Source organism: Stenotrophomonas sp. 63632_Sma, from assembly GCF_056482875.1.
In genome coordinates, this window is record NZ_CM151220.1 from 1,232,381 (window position 1) to 1,249,729 (window position 17,349).

Sequence of the window (17,349 nt, forward strand, 5' to 3'; positions counted from 1 at the left end):
GGCGGCTCTCCTGCTGGGATTGTGTCCCAAGACGGAGCCGCGCGCCGAATGTGACCGGCCTTCTGCACGGTAGTGCCGGCCGCTGGCCGGCAACCTCATGACAAAAAAAGGGGACGGAGGGGATTAAGTCGTTTGTGCCACAAACGACTTAATCCCCTCCGTCCCCTTTTTCGGCTGCCGGCCAGCGGCCGACACTACCCGTGCGTCACTTCGAGGGCTGGATGCGAACCCGGATTTCTTCCTCTTCCGGTGCGGCCTGCGGAGCCGGTTGCGCCTGCTGCGGCTGGGTCTGCGGGGCAGGGGCCGGTGCGACCGGCGCCGGGGCGCCACGATGGCGCAGGCCGATCACCAGCGCCACGCCGGCGATCACCACCAGCAGGGCGATGCGGATGCGCCAGGCCCAGCCACGGCCGCCGCCGGTCGTCTCTGCGGTGTCGCGGAAGGCGAATTCGGCGGTCGGATGGTCGCGGCGGGTGGTGTCGAGCAGTCGCGCCTCGCGCAGGATTTCACGCGCGCGCGGCTGGTCGTCGGCGCGCACGATCCACACCGCTGGGTAGGCGTTGGCGTTGCCCAGGTCGGTATAGCTGAACTGGCCGCGGCGACGGGTCTTGTACGAGCGCCCATTGGTCACCTTGACGTCGATGCCATGCCCGCGCAGGAGCTCGGCGACGCCTTCAACGGTTTCCACACGCTGGCTGCTGAAGATCTGGCGCATCGGATCAGTCCTTGGCCGGCACGGCGGCGGCCGCGGCCTGGTCGGGAACCACGCGGATCAGGCCTTCCTGCGCGGTGCTGGCCACCAGCACGCCATTGCGGGTGAAGAACTGGCCGCGGGCCAGGCCGCGCGAATCCTGCGCGCTGGGGCTGTCCAGCGAGTACAGCAGCCAGTCGTCGGCGCGGAACGGGCGGTGGAACCAGATCGCGTGGTCGAGCGAGGCCATCTGCACGTGCGGGTGGTAGTAGCTGATGCCATGCGGGAACGTGGCGGTGCCCAACAGGTGGAAGTCGGAGGCATAGGCCAGCAGCGCCTGGTGCAGCTCGGGCGCATCGCCGACCGGCTCGCTCAGGCGCAGCCACACCTGGTGGTAGGGCGGGCGCTTGGGCGGGTTGAGTTCATCGCGCGGGTAGACGTGGCGGAACTCGAACGGGCCGCCGCGCGACAGCCAGCGCTGCACCTTGATTGGCAGCCGCTCCAGCACTTCGGCCGGCAGCGGGCGGTTCGGTTCGATGTCTTCCGGCTGCGGCACTTCGGGCATCTTGTGCTGGTGCTCGGCGCCGGTCTCGGCCTGCTGGAACGAGGCCGCGCAGAAGAAGATCACCTTGCCGTGCTGGATCGCAGTGACGCGGCGCACCGAGAAACTGCCGCCGTCGCGGGTACGGTCCACGTCGTAGACGATGGGGTGGTCGATGTTGCCGGCGCGCAGGAAGTAGGCGTGCAGCGAGTGCACGTGGCGCCCGTTGTCGACCGTGGCCTGCGCCGCAGCCAGCGCCTGGCCCAGCACCTGGCCGCCGAACACGTACTTGGTGCCGATGTCGCGGCTCTGCCCGCGGAACAGGTTGTCCTCCAGCCGCTCCAGGGTGAGCAGGTCGATCAGCTCGGAGACGACGGGTTCGGGCGTGTCGTTCAAGGGGGCGGCCACAGCAATGAAGAGGCCCCGATTATACCGTTGCAGGCCAGTCCATCATTGGTAGTGCCGGCCGCTGGCCGGCAACCTCATGATCCTCCTGGGGCACCTGCGGTTGCCGGCCAGCGGCCGGCACTACCGGTTACTTGCCCAGCCGGGCGACCAGCGCCTGCAGGGCATTCTGCGCGTCCGGGGCGAACCAGGCCTCGACGAAGCGGTCGAGCTGGATCAGGTCCGGGTGCAGGGCTTCGTGCAGGTCGGCACGGGCAATGGCGCGGGTCAGCAGCATCGGCTGGCGCGGCTGCTTGAGCAGGTTCTGCAGCCAGGCGATGGCGCGCGCCACCACCAGGTCGCCTTCGGCCAGTTCATCGACCAGGCCGATCTGCAGCGCCTGTTCGGCCGGCACCAGCGAGCCGGTGGTCAGCAGGACGCCGGCGCGGTGTACGCCCACCGCGCGGCGCAGCAGGCGCTGGATGCCCTCCGGCGCGATCAGGCCCACCTGCACTTCGTTCAGGCCGATGGCATACGGCCGCGACGGATCGGCGCTGCGCGCCATCACCCGGTAGTCGCAGCACAGGGCCAGCACGCAGCCGCCCGCCGGTGCGTGGCCGGTGATCGCCGCGACCACCGGGATCCGGCTCTCGGCCAGCGTGCGCACGGCGCCAAAGAAGGCGTTCCAGGTGTCCAGCAACTTGTGCTTGTCATCACCATGCGAGAGCAGGTGCGGCACGTCCATGCCGCCGGTGAAGATGCGCTCGCTGCCCGACAGCACGATGCCGTGCGCGTCTTCGGCCATGGCCAGCTCGATGGCATGGATCAACTGCCGGCACAGTTCGGTGTCCAGTGCGTTGACCGGCGGCCGCGCCAGGCGCAGTTCGCGGATGGGGCCATGGTTGATCACCTCGATGAGCGTCGTCATGCTGCGGTCTCGTTGCGAAGAAGGAACCTGGGCGATGATAACCAAACCATTCGTTGGCGTACTGTTGGTTCTGTGTGCGGCCGCAGCATCGGCGTCGGCGGCGGAACCGGACTGCGTCACGGTGGAGCAGGGCTGGGCGCGGTTGCCACCGAATCCGGCGATGCCGATGACCGCCGGCTACGGCGTGATCCACAACGGCTGCAGCAAGGCGGTGGCGATCACTGGCGCGACCAGCAGCAGCTTCAATGATGTGTCGCTGCACGAGACCACGATCGTCGATGGGGTCAGCCGCATGCGCGCGATCGAGCGTCTGCCGCTGGCACCGGGCGCGCGCGCCGAGCTCAAGCCCGGTGGCCTGCACCTGATGCTGATGCAGGGCAAGGGCGCGTTGAAGGAAGGCCAGGCGCTGCCGCTGCGGCTGCAGCTGGAAGGCGGTGGCGAAGCGAGCGCGACGTTGGTGGTGCGCAAGGCCGCGCCGTAAGCGCGCGGGGAAACGGCACGCTGCTGCTGACGCAAGGGGTTGGGATGGCCGTCGTAGCGTCGAGCTTGCTCGACGGCCCCGGCCTGCAGCAGTCGAGCAAGCTCGACTCTACGGATGAAGCGACGATTGGGATGGCTGCCGTAGCGTTGAGGACGCTGGGCGCGAACGGAATATCCGGTAGTGCCGGCCGCTGGCCGGCAGGACGCGAAATGCCGGCCAGCGGCCGGCACTACCAGGGGGCTTACGACCAGTCGAACGAGAACAGCACCGTGCGGCTTTCCGGCTCGTACAGCATCACGATCGCATCGGCACCGGTGGCGCACCAGTTGTAGCCGGCCACGTCGGCCACGGCGAAGAATTTGTTGCCATTGCGGGTGATGATCACTGTTTCGGCATCGTCCGCAGCGTTGGGGTCATCGGCAGCTTCGGTGAAACCCAGCTCGAATGCCGCGGGAATCTCTGCGGTTTCGGTCCAGTTGCCGAAACTGATCGGGCCACCCAGCGTATCCAGATAATCGCGCTCGCTGGCCTCACCCTTGCCATAGCGCGAGTAGCAGGCGAGACGGCCATGCGTGGCATGGTAATCGCGGGCCTTGGCGTAGCTCTCGCGCATCTGCGCGATGTGTTCCTGCGCATCCTTGTCCTGCACCGCATCACCGATGAAATAGCCCGCGTTGCCGAGGAAGCGCATCTCGTTGCCGGCGGTCAGTTCGAAGGCGATCCAGTTGGTGCCGGTGAAATCGTTGTGGTGTTCTTCTGTGGTCTCGCCGATGCAGCCGTCATACGGCTCGATCGGGCACAGCATCGTTGCCACCTGGCCGGCCAGTTCCGGGCGCAGCACGCCGAGGTCGATCTTCAGCAGCGGCAGCAGGTGCTGGCCGAGCCAGGCCTGGTCGGAGGGGAAGACATCGGTGGGGAAGGCGACCATGCCGGGCAGCAGGTCGCGCAGTTCAGTCTGGTGGATCATGTCAGTCCTTTGAATTGGATCGGTAGTGCCGGCCGCTGGCCGGCATCCGCGATACATCTGGAGGTTGCCGGCCAGCGGCCGGCACTACCACAGGCGCGTCAGGTCGACGCGCTGCGGATCGCCTCCGGCAGCGGTGCGCTCTTGCCGGTCTGGGTGTCCATCCAGACCACCACCACGTTGCCGTCCGAATAGAGCTTCGATTCGTCCTGCTGGTCGACGATGCGGTGGCCGATGGTCACGCTGCTGTTGCCCAGGCGCTCGACGAACAGCTCGACCAGGATGTCGTTGGGCCACACGATCGGCAGCCGGTAGTTGACGTTGGTCGCGGCCACCACGGGTGCGATGCGGTCGGTCATCGACACACCCTCCACGCCCAGCATCCAGCGCACGCGCGCTTCTTCCAGGTAGGAGATGTACTTGGCGTTGTTCACATGGCCCATGCTGTCCATGTCACGCCAGCGCACGCTGATCGGGATGCGGGCCAGGATCTTGTGTTCGCTGCTCATCAGGCGTCCTTTTTCTTCTTGCTGGCAGTGGCGGTCTTGCTGGTCTTGCCGGTGCTCTTGGCAGCCACGGCCTTCTTCGCCGGCTTCTCGGCCTTTTCAGGCTTCACCTTGCGCGGCGGGCGGGCGTCGGGCTTGTTCGCCACGGCGGCCGGCTGCTCCGGGCGCGCGTGGGTGGACGGCAGCATGCGCGCAAGGAACTGGCCGGTGTACGACTGCGGGCAGGCCGCCACGTCTTCCGGCGTGCCGGTGACCAGGATGGTGCCGCCGCGATGGCCGCCTTCCGGACCCAGATCAACGATCCAGTCGGCGGTCTTGATCACGTCCAGGTTGTGTTCGATCACCACCACCGTGTTGCCCTCGTCGCGCAGCTTGTGCAGCACGCCCAGCAACGCTTCGATGTCGTGGAAGTGCAGGCCGGTGGTCGGCTCGTCGAGGATGTACAGGGTGCGGCCGGTATCGCGGCGCGACAGTTCCTTGGACAGCTTCACGCGCTGCGCTTCACCACCGGACAGCGTGGTCGCGCTCTGGCCCAGCTTGATGTAGCTCAGGCCGACGTCGACCAGTGTTTCCAGCTTGCGCGCAATCGACGGCACCGGTTCGAACAGCTTCAGCGCATCCTCGACGGTCATTTCCAGCACGTCGTTGATGTTGAAGCCCTTGTACAGGATCTCCAGCGTCTCGCGGTTGTAGCGCTTGCCATGGCAGACGTCGCAGGGCACGTACACGTCCGGCAGGAAGTGCATCTCGACCTTGATCAGACCGTCACCCTGGCAGGCTTCGCAGCGGCCGCCGCGCACGTTGAAGCTGAAGCGGCCCGGCGAATAGCCGCGTGCACGCGCTTCGGGCACCTGTGCGAACAGTTCGCGCAGCGGCGTGAACAGGCCGGTGTAGGTGGCCGGGTTCGAGCGCGGGGTGCGGCCGATCGGCGACTGGTCGATGTCCACCACCTTGTCGAACAGGTCCAGGCCATCGATTTCCTTGTACGGAGCGATCGGGTGCGAGGCGCCGTTGATCTCGTTGGCGGCCAGCGAGAACAGGGTGTCGTTGATCAGGGTCGACTTGCCCGAGCCGGACACGCCGGTCACGCAGGTCAGCAGGCCCGACGGAATCGCCAGGTCCACGCCCTTCAGGTTGTTGCCGGTCGCCCCGCGCAGGTGCAGGGTCATCTTCGGGTTCGGCGTGTGCCGGCGCGCCGGAATCTCGATCGCGCGCTTGCCCGACAGATACTGGCCGGTCAGCGAACGCGGTGCCTCCAGGATGTCCTGCAGGGTGCCCTGGCCGACGATCTCGCCGCCGTGCACGCCCGCGCCCGGGCCGATGTCCAGAACGTAGTCGGCCAGCCGGATCGCATCCTCGTCATGTTCGACCACGATCACCGTATTGCCCAGGTCACGCAGGCGGGTGAGGGTGCCGAGCAGGCGTTCGTTGTCGCGCTGGTGCAGGCCGATCGACGGCTCGTCGAGCACGTACATCACACCGACCAGGCCGGCGCCGATCTGGCTGGCCAGGCGGATGCGCTGTGCCTCGCCACCGGACAGGGTGTCTGCCTTGCGCTCCAGGGTCAGGTAATCCAGGCCGACATCGACCAGGAAGCCGAGGCGTTCGCCGATCTCCTTGACGATCTTCGCGGCGATCTCGCCACGCCAGCCCGGCAGGCTCAGTTCACTGAAGAACTTCAGTGCCTCGTCGATCGGCAGCACCACCAGCTCCGGCAGCGGGCGATCGGCCACGAACACGTTGCGTGCTGCCTTGTTCAGGCGCGCGCCATTGCATTCCGGGCACGGCTGTTCGCTGATGTACTTGGACAGCTCCTCGCGCACCGCCGGCGACTCGGTTTCCTTGTAGCGGCGTTCGAGGTTGGGAATGATGCCCTCGAAGCGGTGCTTGCGCTGGGTGCGGCCGCCAGCTTCGGTGAAGTAGGTGAAGGTGATCGTTTCGTCGCCGCTGCCGTACAGCACGGCCTGCTGCACCTTGGCCGGCAGCGAGTTCCAGGCGGCGTCCACGTCGAACTTGTAGTGCTTGGCCAGCGAGGCGATCAGCTGGAAATAGTAGGCGTTGCGGCGGTCCCAGCCGCGCACCGCACCGGCGGCCAGCGACAGCTCCGGATGCACCACCACGCGCGAGGGATCGAAGAACTCGGCGATGCCCAGGCCATCGCAGCCGGGGCAGGCGCCCATCGGTGCGTTGAACGAGAACAGGCGCGGCTCCAGTTCCGGCAGCGAGTAGTCGCACACCGGGCAGGAGTACTTGGAGGAGAACAGCGCCGGCGTGGCGTCGGCGGTGTCCAGGCTCTGCACCGAGGCCATGCCATCGCCCAGCTTCAGTGCGGTCTCGAAGCTCTCGGCCAGGCGCTGCTTGATGTCCTCGCGCGGGCGGAAGCGGTCGATCACCGCCTCGATGGTGTGCTTCTGGCGCAGCGCCAGCGGCGGCACCGCATCGATTTCATACAGCTCGCCGTCCACGCGCACACGCACGAAGCCCTGCGCACGCAGCTGGTCGAACACCTGTGCGTGTTCGCCCTTGCGGTCGCGGATGACCGGCGCCAGCAGCATGTAGCGCTGTTCCGGGTCCAGCGTCAGCACCTGGTCGACCATCTGGCTGACCGTCTGCGCTTCCAGCGGGTAGCCGTGGTCCGGGCAGCGCGGGGTGCCGACGCGGGCGTACAGCAGGCGCAGGTAGTCGTAGATCTCGGTGATGGTGCCGACCGTCGAGCGCGGGTTGTGCGAGGTCGACTTCTGCTCGATCGAGATGGCCGGGGACAGGCCTTCGATGTGGTCCAGGTCCGGCTTTTCCATCACGCTCAGGAACTGGCGCGCATAGGCCGACAGCGACTCGACGTAGCGGCGCTGGCCTTCTGCATAGATGGTGTCGAACGCCAGCGAGGACTTGCCCGAACCGGACAGGCCGGTGATCACGATCAGCTTGTCGCGGGGCAGGTCGAGGTCGAGGTTCTTCAGATTGTGCGTCCGCGCGCCGCGGATGCGGATGAAATCCATCGCCATGGGGGATCCGGTTGTGGGGGCGTTGGCTGGGTGCCGGGCCAGCAGGGAACGGCAATCGGTCAGCCTACCGAGGTGACCAGATGGGGGCAATGGGCGACAATGCCAGCCCGATGTCTCACCTGATGAGACAGGCCGACAGGCAGGGGTCAGATCCCTTTTCACGACGTGAAAAGGGATCTGACCCCGTTCCGGCCGGACCCCCGGGCCGTTCAGCCGAGCATGGCCCGGCTCTACAGGGCCCGGTCTCCAGGCCGTTCAGGGGTTGACTTGACCCGCGCCCGCTGATCTGCGTACAATCCCGCTCCTGTCCGCCCTCGATGGCGGCAGCTCAGACCACAATAACTACAGAGGAAGGCCTGGTCATGTACGCAGTACTGGTCACCGGCGGTAAGCAATACCGCGTGGCGCAGGGCGAAAAGCTCCGCATTGAAAAGCTCGAAGTCGAAGTCGGCAGCGAGATCAAGTTTGACAACATCCTGATGCTGGGTGACAGCGACGGCGTGAAGCTGGGCGATGCGCTGAAGGGCGCTGCCGTCACCGCCAAGGTCCTGTCCCAGGGTCGTGCTGACAAGGTCCGGATCATCAAGTTCCGTCGCCGCAAGCACCACATGAAGCGTCAGGGTCACCGTCAGTACTACACCGAAATCGAGATCACCGGCATCGCCGGCTAAGCATCAGGAGAAGCAGTCATGGCACATAAAAAGGGCGTAGGCTCCTCGCGCAACGGTCGCGACTCCAACCCGAAGTACCTGGGCGTCAAGATCTTCGGCGGCCAGGCCATCGAAGCCGGCAACATCATCGTGCGTCAGCGCGGCACCCAGTTCCACCCGGGTTCGGGCGTTGGCCTGGGCCGTGACCACACCCTGTTCGCCCTCGTGGACGGCAAGGTGGAGTTCTCGGTCAAGGGCGCCAAGAAGCGCCGCACCGTCAGCATCGTCTCGGCCGACGCCTGATCCAGGCATCGCCGGCACCCGTGCCTCGGCATGGGGGTGCTGCATGAAGAGCCCCGCTTCGGCGGGGCTTTTCGTTAGAGTGAAAGCAAGACCGGCCAGGCCGGGTTGCCGGCCAGCGGCTGGCATAACATTCAAGGCGACGGCTGGCAGGCCGCGCCCATCGCAGGCATCGAAACAATGAAACTGGTAGACGAAGCAGAAATCGAAGTGTTCGCCGGCAACGGCGGCAACGGCTGCATTGGCTTCCGTCGCGAGAAGTTCATTCCGCTCGGCGGCCCGGACGGCGGCGACGGCGGTGCGGGCGGCAGCGTGTACATCCGCGCCGACGAAAACCTGAACACCCTGGTCGACTTCCGCCATGACCGCATCTTCAAGGCGCAGCGTGGCGAGAACGGCATGGGCCGCCAGGCCTATGGCAAGGGCGGCGAAGACCTGACCATCACCGTGCCGGTCGGCACCGTGGTGATCAACGTCGCCACCGATGAAATCATCGGCGACCTGACCCAGCATGGTGATCGCCTGCTGGTGGCGCAGGGCGGTCGTGGTGGCCTCGGCAACATGCACTTCAAGAGCTCGACCAACCGCTCGCCGCGCCAGGCGCTGCCGGGCGAGCCGGGCGAAGAGCGCACGCTGAAGCTGGAGCTGAAGCTGCTGGCCGACGTCGGCCTGCTGGGCTTCCCCAACGCTGGCAAGAGCACCCTGATCCGTGCCGTTTCGGCGGCGACGCCGAAGGTGGCCGATTACCCGTTCACCACGCTGTACCCGAACCTGGGTGTGGTGAAGGTGGAGAACTACCGCAGCTTCGTGATTGCCGACATTCCCGGCCTGATCGAAGGCGCTGCCGACGGTGCCGGCCTGGGTGCGCAGTTCCTGCGCCACCTGCAGCGCACCCGCCTGCTGCTGCACCTGGTGGACATCTCGCCGATGGAAGGTGGGGTGGAAGGCATTTCCCCGGTCGAGCAGGTGCGCGCGATCGAGCGCGAACTGGAAAAGCATGATCCGGAGCTGCTGCAGAAGCCGCGCTGGCTGGTGCTGAACAAGGCCGACCTGATGTTCGAAGACGAAGCGAAGGCTGCGGCCGAACAGATCGTTGCCGAGCTGGGCTGGAAGGAGCCGTGGTTCCTGGTCTCCGCGCTGGGCCGCGAAGGTACTTTCCCGATCATGAGCCGGATCATGGCCTTCTTCGATCGCCAGAAGGAAGACGAGCTGGAAGCCCGCAACGCGCAGTAATGCTGTTGTGGTTCCATGCGAAAAACCCGGCTTCGGCCGGGTTTTTCATTTTCCATTAGTGCCGGCCGCGGGCCGGCATTCCTCGGGGTTGCCGGCCAGCGGCCGGCACTACCGGATCGCGTGGATCGCAGGCAACAAAAAACCCGGCCGGGGCCGGGTTCTTTTCTGCTGCCCGACCCCCGAAGGGGCAGGGCGGCAACGCCGGATCAGGCGGCCTTGAGGGCCTTGATGCGGTCGTTCAGGCGGCTCTTGTGGCGAGCAGCCTTGTTCTTGTGGATCAGGCCACGCGCGCTGAAGCGATCCAGGATCGGCTGGGCAACGGCGAAGGCGGCTTCGGCGCCGGCGGCATCGTTGGCGTCCAGCGCCTTGATCACTTTCTTGACAGCGGTGCGCAGCATCGAGCGCTGAGCCACGTTGCGCGCGTTGCGCACGACGGTCTGCTTGGCGCGCTTCTTGGCGGACTTGATATTGGCCACGGTGGTGGTTTCCTGAAAAAATCGGTGTTATGGGAACAGCAAGCTAGCTAGTATGATGGCCCGAGAAATGCACGTCAAGTCGATTGTCAAGAGGGACGCTGAGTGAGTTCACCGAAGATGTTGCGAGGCCTGCTGTCGTTCAGCAGCATGACCATGGTCTCGCGGGTGCTCGGACTTGTCCGTGACCAGGTGATCACCACCACGTTCGGCACCAATGCGGTTACCGATGCGTTCTGGGTTGCCTTCAGGGTACCCAATTTCCTGCGCCGGTTGTTCGCCGAAGGCTCTTTCGCCACCGCTTTCGTGCCGGTGTTCACGGAAGTGAAGGAAACCCGCAGCCATGCCGAGCTGCGTGAACTGATGGCCCGCACCGCCGGCACCCTGGGTGGGGTGCTGATGCTGGTTACCGCGCTGGCGCTGATCTTCGCGCCGCAGCTGGCGGTCGCATTCTCGAGTGGTGCTGATACCGACCCGGTCAAGCAGACCCTGCTGGTCGACCTGTTCCGCCTGACCTTCCCGTTCCTGTTGTTCGTCTCGTTGACCGCGCTGGCCGGTGGCGCGCTGAACAGCTTCCAGCGTTTCGCGATGCCGGCGCTGACCCCGGTCATCCTCAACCTGTGCATGATCGCCGGTGCGCTATGGCTGGCGCCGCAGCTGGGCGGCACCCCGGAAAAACAGATCCTGGCGCTGGGCTGGGCGGTACTCGCCGCCGGCATCCTGCAGCTGCTGTTCCAGCTGCCCTCGCTGAAGGGCATCAACCTGCTGACCCTGCCGCGCTGGGGCTGGCGCCATCCGGGCGTGCGCAAGGTGCTGACGCTGATGGTGCCGACCCTGTTCGGTTCGTCGGTGGCGCAGATCAACCTGCTGCTGGATACCCTCATCGCGGCCAAGCTGACCGACGGCTCGCAGTCGTGGCTGTCGCTGGCCGATCGCTTTCTGGAGCTGCCGCTGGGTGTGTTCGGCGTGGCGCTGGGCACGGTGATCCTGCCGGCGCTGGCCCGCCATCACGTCAGCACCGACCGCGAGGGTTTCTCGCGCTCGCTGGACTGGGGCCTGCGGATGACCCTGCTGATCTCGGTGCCGGCCATGCTGGGCCTGCTGCTGCTGGCCGAGCCGCTGATCGCCACTCTGTTCCAGTACCGCCAGTTCACCGCCTTCGATACCCGCATGACCGCGCTGTCGGTGTACGGCCTGAGTTTCGGCCTGCCGGCGTTCGCCCTGCTGAAGGTGGTGCTGCCGGCGTTCTATGCGCGCCAGGACACCAAGACCCCGGTGCGCGCCGGTGTGGCCGCGCTGGTGGCCAACATGGTGTTCAACTTCGCCCTGCTGGCCGTGCTGTACCAGGTCATGGTGCCGGACGAGCTGAAGGCGCAGGGCGTGATGGCGGCCATCGGCAAGCAGCCGGGCCTGCACCTGGCGCTGGGCATCGCCAGCGCACTGTCCAGTTACCTGAACCTGGGCCTGCTCTGGTACTGGCTGGGCAAGACCGATGTCTACCAGCGCCGGCCGGGCTGGGGCGGCTATCTGGTGCGGCTGCTGCTGGCCTGTGCGGCCATGGTCGGCGTGCTGTTGGCCCTGCTGCATTGGGTTCCCGACTTCACCGTCATGGACAAATGGCACCGTATCGGTGGCCTGATGCTGCTGGTCGGCGGCGGTGGCGCGACCTATGCGGTGGCCATGCTGGCGATGGGCTTCCGCCCGCGCGACCTGCGTGGGCATTGATCGCGGCCCGTGGCGGCTATACTTCAGGGTTACACCATTGAAGCAGCGGCCCCGGTCGGGCCGGAACGAGAGTTGATGAGCAGGCTGTTCAGAAGCGTCGAGGGCGGGGAGCTGTTCCCCAACGGAAGCGTGGTCTGTATCGGTGCATTCGACGGCCTCCACCTGGGCCATCGTGCGCTGGTCCGCCACGCGGTTGCCCGCGCGCGCGCCTTGGGCGTGGCCGCGGTGGCCGTGGCGTTCGAGCCGCTGCCGCGTGAATTCTTCGCCCAGGGCACGCCGCCGCCGCGGCTGACCCTGGCGCGCAGCAAGGTCGAGATCCTGCGCGAGCTGGGTGTCGATGCGATCGGCTTGCTGCGTTTCGACGCGGCGATGGCGGCGATGCCGGCCGAGACCTTCGTGCGCCAGTTGCTGGTCAATCGCCTGAGTGCGCGTGAGGTCTGGATCGGGCCGGAGTTCTGCTTCGGCAACCGCCGCCGCGGCGACCTGGCCCTGCTGCAGCAGCTCGGCGCCGAGCTCGGCTTCAGCGCCGGCGAGATCGAAGCGGTCGATCTGCACGGCGAGCGCATCTCCAGCACCCGCATCCGCCAGCTGCTGCGGGACGGCGACTTCGCCCGTGCCGGCGATCTGCTCGGGCGTCCGTACGCGATCAGCGGGCGGGTGGTGCGCGGCCGCCAGCTTGGTCGTACGCTGGGCTTCCCCACTGCCAACCTGCGGTTCCCGAAGACGCCGGCGCTGTCGGGCATCTACGCAACCTGGGTGCACGGCGTGTTCGACCAGCCGTGGCCGTCGGTGTCCAGCTTCGGCACGCGGCCGACGGTGGACGGCGTGGAGCCGCTGCTGGAAGCGCACCTGTTTGATTTCCAGGGCGACCTGTACGGGCGCCACATCGACGTAGAGTTCGTCGCCAAGTTGCGCGACGAAGAGAAATTCAATGATCTGGCGGCACTGACCGACCAGATGCACCGCGATGCCGAACAGGCGCGCGCCATCCTTTCCGAACATAGATTGCGAGCCACTGCGTGAGCCAGGACTACAAGACCACCCTGAACCTGCCAGCCACCGAATTCCCGATGCGCGGCGACCTGCCCAAGCGCGAGCCGGGCATTCTGGCGCGGTGGGAAGAGCAGGGGCTCTACCAGCAGCTGCGCGACAACGCCGCCGGCCGCCCGCTGTTCGTGCTGCACGACGGCCCGCCGTACGCCAACGGCCGCATCCACCTCGGCCACGCGGTCAACAAGATCCTGAAGGACATCATCGTCAAGTCGCGCTACCTGGCCGGCTTCGACGCGCCCTACGTGCCGGGCTGGGACTGCCATGGCCTGCCGATCGAAATCGCGGTCGAGAAGAAGTGGGGCAAGGTCGGCACCAAGCTCGACGCCGTCGAATTCCGCCAGAAGTGCCGCGAGTTCGCCGAAGAGCAGATCAACATCCAGCGCGTGGACTTCAAGCGCCTGGGCGTGACCGGCGACTGGGACAACCCGTACAAGACCCTGAGCTTCGACTTCGAAGCCAACGAGATCCGTGCGCTGGCCAAGGTCGTGGCCAATGGCCACCTGGTGCGTGGCGCCAAGCCGGTGTACTGGTGCTTCGACTGTGGCTCGGCGCTGGCCGAGGCCGAGATCGAGTACCAGGAAAAGGAATCGCCGGCGATCGACGTCGCCTACGCCGCGCGCGATGCGCAGGCCATCGGCCAGGCGTTCGGCGTGAGCGTGCCGGCCGATGTGGAAGTGGCCGTGCCGATCTGGACCACCACCCCGTGGACGCTGCCGGCTTCGCTGGCGGTGTCGCTGGGCGCGGAGATCAACTACGTGCTGGCCGAAGGCCCGGCGCACAACGGCAAGCGCCGTTGGCTGGTGCTGGCCGCGGCCCTGGCTGAGCGCGCACTGCAGCGCTACGGCGTGGACGAAGTGGTGCTGCACGGTGAAACCACCGGTGCCGCGCTGGAGCGCCAGCTGCTGGTGCACCCGTTCTACCCGGAGCGCGAGATCCTGGTGCTCAACGGCGAGCACGTCTCCGACGAGGACGGTACCGGTGCGGTGCACACCGCCCCCGGCCACGGCCAGGAAGACTTCGTGGTCAGCCAGAAGTACGGCCTGCTGGACAAGTACAACGCCGGCCAGGTGACCCCGATCGACGGCCGTGGCGTGTACCTGGAATCGACCCCGCCGGCCGGTGACGTGGTGCTGGCTGGCCAGCACCTGTGGAAGGCGCAGGAGGCCATCGTCGGCGTGCTGCGCGACAACGGTTCGCTGCTGGCCTTCCACCCGATCCGCCACAGCTACCCGCACTGCTGGCGCCACAAGACGCCGGTGGTGTTCCGCGCCACCCCGCAGTGGTTCATCTCGATGGACAAGGCCAACCTGCGCAACGATGCGATGGCCGCCATCGACACCGTCGGCTGGTTCCCGACCTGGGGCAAGGCGCGCATCCAGAGCATGGTCGACGGTCGCCCGGACTGGACCATCTCGCGCCAGCGCACCTGGGGCGTGCCGATCGCACTGTTCACCCATCGCCAGACCGGCGAGATCCACCCGCGTTCGGTGGAGCTGATGCAGCAGGTCGCCGACCGCGTCGAGGCTGAGGGCATCGACGTGTGGTATTCGCTGGATGCTGCTGAACTGCTGGGCGCCGAAGCGGCCGACTACGAGAAGGTCACCGACATCCTCGACGTCTGGTTCGACTCGGGCGTGACCCATGAAGGCGTGCTTGCGGCGCGTGGCTTCGGCAAGCCGGCCGACCTGTACCTGGAAGGTTCCGACCAGCACCGCGGCTGGTTCCAGTCCTCGCTGCTGACCGGCGTGGCGATCGACAAGCGCGCGCCGTACAAGCAGTGCCTGACCCACGGCTTCACCGTGGACGAGCACGGCCGCAAGATGTCCAAGTCGCTGGGCAACGGCATCGAGCCGCAGGACATCATGAACAAGCTGGGCGCGGACATCCTGCGCCTGTGGATCGCCTCGGCCGACTACAGCAACGAGATGTCGCTGTCGCAGGAGATCCTCAAGCGCAACGCCGACGCCTACCGTCGCCTGCGCAACACCGCACGCTTCCTGCTCGGCAACCTGGACGGTTTCGATCCGGCCCAGCACCTGCAGCCGCTCGACCAGATGGTCGCGCTGGACCGCTGGATCGTGCATCGCGCGTGGGAGCTGCAGGAGAAGATCAAGGCGGCCTACGACGGCTACAACATGGCCGAGATCGTGCAGCTGCTGCTGAATTTCTGCAGCGTGGACCTGGGCTCGCTGTACCTGGACGTGACCAAGGACCGCCTGTACACGATGCCGACCGATTCGCACGGTCGCCGTTCGGCACAGAGCGCGATGTACCACATCGCCGAAGCGTTCACCCGCTGGGTGGCGCCGATCCTGACCTTCACCGCCGACGAGCTGTGGGGCTATCTGCCGGGCGAGCATGCCGGCCATGTGCTGTTCACCACCTGGTACGACGGCCTGGCGCCGCTGCCGGCTGATGCCCAGCTCAATGCCGCCGACTTCGACCAGCTGCTGGCCGTGCGCGAGCAGGTGGCCAAGGTGCTCGAGCCGATGCGTGCCAACGGCGCGATCGGTGCCGCGCTGGAAGCGGAAATCACGATCGCCGCCAGCGAAGAGCAGGCCGCGCGCTGGCAGCCGCTGGCCGATGAACTGCGTTTCCTGTTCATCAGTGGCGACGTGCAGGTGCGCCCGGCGACCACCGACGAGGTGTTCGTCAGCGCCCAGCCGACCACCAAGGCCAAGTGCGTGCGCTGCTGGCACCACCGCGCCGACGTTGGCAGCAACGCCGACCACCCGGAACTGTGCGGTCGCTGCGTGAGCAACATCACCGGCGCCGGTGAAGTGCGGAGCTGGTTCTGATGGCCGCGCCCCGTCCGCATCCGAACGCCCTGGTCTGGCTGCTGCTGTCGGCCGCCATCATCGGCTTGGACCAGTGGTCCAAGGCCTGGGTGTTGTCGAGCCTGCCGGAGTTCCAGCCGGTGGTGGTCATCGACGGCTTCTGGAACTGGTACCGCACCTACAACACCGGTGCCGCGTTCAGTTTCCTGAGCGACGCCGGTGGCTGGCAGAAACACTTCTTCACCGTGTTGGCGATCGTCATCAGCGGCCTGATGGCCTGGTGGCTGCGTAGCACTGCCCGCGGCAACTGGAAGGCCGCGGTGCCGTACGCGCTGATCATCGGCGGCGCCATCGGCAACGTGATCGACCGCCAGGTGCATGGCCATGTGGTCGACTTCATCCAGTGGTACGTGGGCAGCTACACCTGGCCCTCGTTCAACATCGCCGATTCGGCCATCGTGGTGGGTGCCATCGGCATCGCCCTGTTTGGCCTGTTCGACGGCAAGTCCGCCAAAAAGGCGGATAATGCCAACCCGAAACCGTAAGCCGGCCGCTGCCGGGAGACTGAACTGATGGATGTGCTGCTCGCCAACCCGCGTGGATTCTGTGCCGGCGTCGATCGTGCGATCGAGATCGTCAAGCGCGCGATCGAAACGCTGGGCGCGCCCATCTATGTCCGCCATGAAGTGGTGCACAACCGCTTCGTGGTCGACGACCTGAAGCAGCGCGGTGCGATCTTCGTCGAGGAACTCGATGAAGTGCCGGACAACAACACGGTCATTTTCAGCGCGCATGGCGTGTCCCAGGCCGTGCGCCAGGAGGCCGAGCGTCGTGGCCTGAAGGTGTTCGACGCCACCTGTCCGCTGGTGACCAAGGTCCACTTCGAAGTGGCCCGCCACTGCCGTGCCGGCCGTGACGTGGTGCTGATCGGCCACGCCGGTCACCCGGAAGTGGAGGGCACCATGGGCCAGTGGAACCGCGAAGCCGGCACCGGCCAGATCTATCTGGTCGAGGATGTCGAGCAGGTTGCCACGCTGCACATCAACCAGCCGGAAAACTTCGCCTATACCACCCAGACCACGCTGTCGGTGGACGATACGCGCGGCATCATCGATGCATTGCGCGAGCGTTTCCCGGCAATGCAGGGCCCGAAGAACGACGACATCTGCTACGCCACGCAGAACCGCCAGGACGCCGTGCGCGATCTGGCCAAACGCTGCGACCTGGTGCTGGTGGTCGGCTCGCCGAACAGTTCCAATTCCAACCGCTTGAGCGAGCTGGCCCGTCGTGAGGGCGTGGAGTCGTACCTGATCGACGGCGCGCACGAGATCGACCCGGCGTGGGTGGCAGGCAAGCAGCATATCGGCGTGACCGCAGGTGCCTCGGCGCCGCAGGTGCTGGTCGATGGCGTGCTGGCGCGCCTGGCCGAGCTGGGCGCCAGCGGCGTGGGCGAGCTGGACGGCGAACCTGAATCGATGGTGTTCGCGCTGCCGAAGGAACTGCGCCTGCGCCTGGTCGACTGACCGCGAAGCGCCTCATCCACGCATGGCGTGGATCTACTGAAACTGCTCTGGTGGGTGCGAACCAGCACAAGGTGGGTGCGAACCTTGGTTCGCACGCTTCTGGGCATGCACGGAT

General features: G+C 66.5%; 16 protein-coding genes. 9 read left to right on the top strand and 7 right to left on the bottom strand.

Translation table 11 applies throughout. The features are described 5' to 3' along the window. Positions 1-205 precede the first annotated feature (205 nt). From ACZK45_RS05665 to ACZK45_RS05675, 3 genes are all read right to left on the bottom strand, one after another. Positions 206-715: a pathogenicity-like protein gene (locus ACZK45_RS05665; RefSeq protein WP_032127591.1), complete on the bottom strand. Its 510-nt coding sequence runs from the start codon at positions 713-715 to the stop codon at positions 206-208. A gap of 4 nt (positions 716-719) precedes the next feature. After that, entirely contained in the window at positions 720-1,640 is a 921-nt protein-coding gene (gene tesB / locus ACZK45_RS05670; RefSeq protein WP_004148214.1) for an acyl-CoA thioesterase II, read from the bottom strand. Positions 1,641-1,767: 127 nt separating this feature from the next. Then, positions 1,768-2,544, bottom strand: a complete 777-nt coding sequence (locus ACZK45_RS05675) for an enoyl-CoA hydratase/isomerase family protein (RefSeq protein WP_032127589.1) — start codon at positions 2,542-2,544, stop codon at positions 1,768-1,770. 34 nt (positions 2,545-2,578) lie between these two features. Here ACZK45_RS05675 and ACZK45_RS05680 point away from each other — a divergent pair, with 34 nt between their 5' ends. Continuing rightward, complete coding sequence (locus tag ACZK45_RS05680) at positions 2,579-3,025, top strand: copper chaperone PCu(A)C (protein ID WP_125895428.1); 447 nt, start codon at positions 2,579-2,581, stop codon at positions 3,023-3,025. A 241-nt stretch (positions 3,026-3,266) separates the two neighbouring features. Here ACZK45_RS05680 and ACZK45_RS05685 read toward each other — a convergent pair whose 3' ends face one another. The 3 genes from ACZK45_RS05685 to uvrA all read right to left on the bottom strand — a co-directional run bounded on the left by ACZK45_RS05685 (position 3,267) and on the right by uvrA (position 7,500). After that, a complete protein-coding gene (locus ACZK45_RS05685; protein WP_125895429.1) occupies positions 3,267-3,992 on the bottom strand; it encodes an enolase in 726 nt (241 codons plus the stop codon). Between the two features lie 98 nt (positions 3,993-4,090). Continuing rightward, on the bottom strand, positions 4,091-4,498 hold the full coding sequence (locus ACZK45_RS05690) for an acyl-CoA thioesterase (protein WP_125895430.1): 408 nt from the start codon (positions 4,496-4,498) through the stop codon (positions 4,091-4,093). Beyond that, the gene (uvrA, locus tag ACZK45_RS05695) at positions 4,498-7,500 is read right to left on the bottom strand and encodes an excinuclease ABC subunit UvrA (RefSeq protein WP_125895431.1); all 3,003 of its coding nucleotides are present in this window, start codon (positions 7,498-7,500) and stop codon (positions 4,498-4,500) included. Before uvrA ends, ACZK45_RS05690 begins: the two co-directional genes overlap by 1 nt. A gap of 362 nt (positions 7,501-7,862) precedes the next feature. Between uvrA and rplU the strand changes: the two genes are divergently transcribed. The 3 genes from rplU to cgtA all read left to right on the top strand — a co-directional run bounded on the left by rplU (position 7,863) and on the right by cgtA (position 9,683). After that, positions 7,863-8,171, top strand: coding sequence for a 50S ribosomal protein L21 (gene rplU / locus ACZK45_RS05700; protein ID WP_005408557.1), 309 nt, complete (start codon positions 7,863-7,865; stop codon positions 8,169-8,171). Between the two features lie 18 nt (positions 8,172-8,189). Beyond that, complete coding sequence (rpmA, locus tag ACZK45_RS05705) at positions 8,190-8,453, top strand: 50S ribosomal protein L27 (RefSeq protein WP_005415704.1); 264 nt, start codon at positions 8,190-8,192, stop codon at positions 8,451-8,453. Between the two features lie 177 nt (positions 8,454-8,630). Beyond that, positions 8,631-9,683 (top strand): Obg family GTPase CgtA, encoded by a 1,053-nt coding sequence (cgtA, locus tag ACZK45_RS05710; RefSeq protein WP_032127584.1) that lies wholly within the window; start codon positions 8,631-8,633, stop codon positions 9,681-9,683. A 206-nt stretch (positions 9,684-9,889) separates the two neighbouring features. On the opposite strand, the gene rpsT is transcribed toward cgtA, so the two are convergent. After that, on the bottom strand, positions 9,890-10,159 hold the full coding sequence (rpsT, locus tag ACZK45_RS05715) for a 30S ribosomal protein S20 (RefSeq protein WP_005408560.1): 270 nt from the start codon (positions 10,157-10,159) through the stop codon (positions 9,890-9,892). Between the two features lie 117 nt (positions 10,160-10,276). Here rpsT and murJ point away from each other — a divergent pair, with 117 nt between their 5' ends. From murJ to ispH, 5 genes are all read left to right on the top strand, one after another. After that, positions 10,277-11,881 carry a murein biosynthesis integral membrane protein MurJ gene (gene murJ / locus ACZK45_RS05720; protein ID WP_125895443.1) on the top strand — a complete coding sequence of 535 codons (1,605 nt, stop codon included), beginning with the start codon at positions 10,277-10,279 and terminating at the stop codon, positions 11,879-11,881. A 75-nt stretch (positions 11,882-11,956) separates the two neighbouring features. Continuing rightward, positions 11,957-12,904, top strand: coding sequence for a bifunctional riboflavin kinase/FAD synthetase (locus ACZK45_RS05725; RefSeq protein WP_182267439.1), 948 nt, complete (start codon positions 11,957-11,959; stop codon positions 12,902-12,904). Continuing rightward, on the top strand, positions 12,901-15,732 hold the full coding sequence (ileS, locus tag ACZK45_RS05730; RefSeq protein ID WP_478445573.1) for an isoleucine--tRNA ligase: 2,832 nt from the start codon (positions 12,901-12,903) through the stop codon (positions 15,730-15,732). The genes ACZK45_RS05725 and ileS overlap by 4 nt, the downstream gene beginning before the upstream one ends. Then, the gene (gene lspA, locus ACZK45_RS05735; RefSeq protein WP_049424357.1) at positions 15,732-16,256 is read left to right on the top strand and encodes a signal peptidase II; all 525 of its coding nucleotides are present in this window, start codon (positions 15,732-15,734) and stop codon (positions 16,254-16,256) included. The genes ileS and lspA overlap by 1 nt, the downstream gene beginning before the upstream one ends. Before the next feature lie 27 nt (positions 16,257-16,283). Continuing rightward, complete coding sequence (gene ispH, locus ACZK45_RS05740; RefSeq protein ID WP_019337505.1) at positions 16,284-17,234, top strand: 4-hydroxy-3-methylbut-2-enyl diphosphate reductase; 951 nt, start codon at positions 16,284-16,286, stop codon at positions 17,232-17,234. Positions 17,235-17,349: the final 115 nt, after the last annotated feature.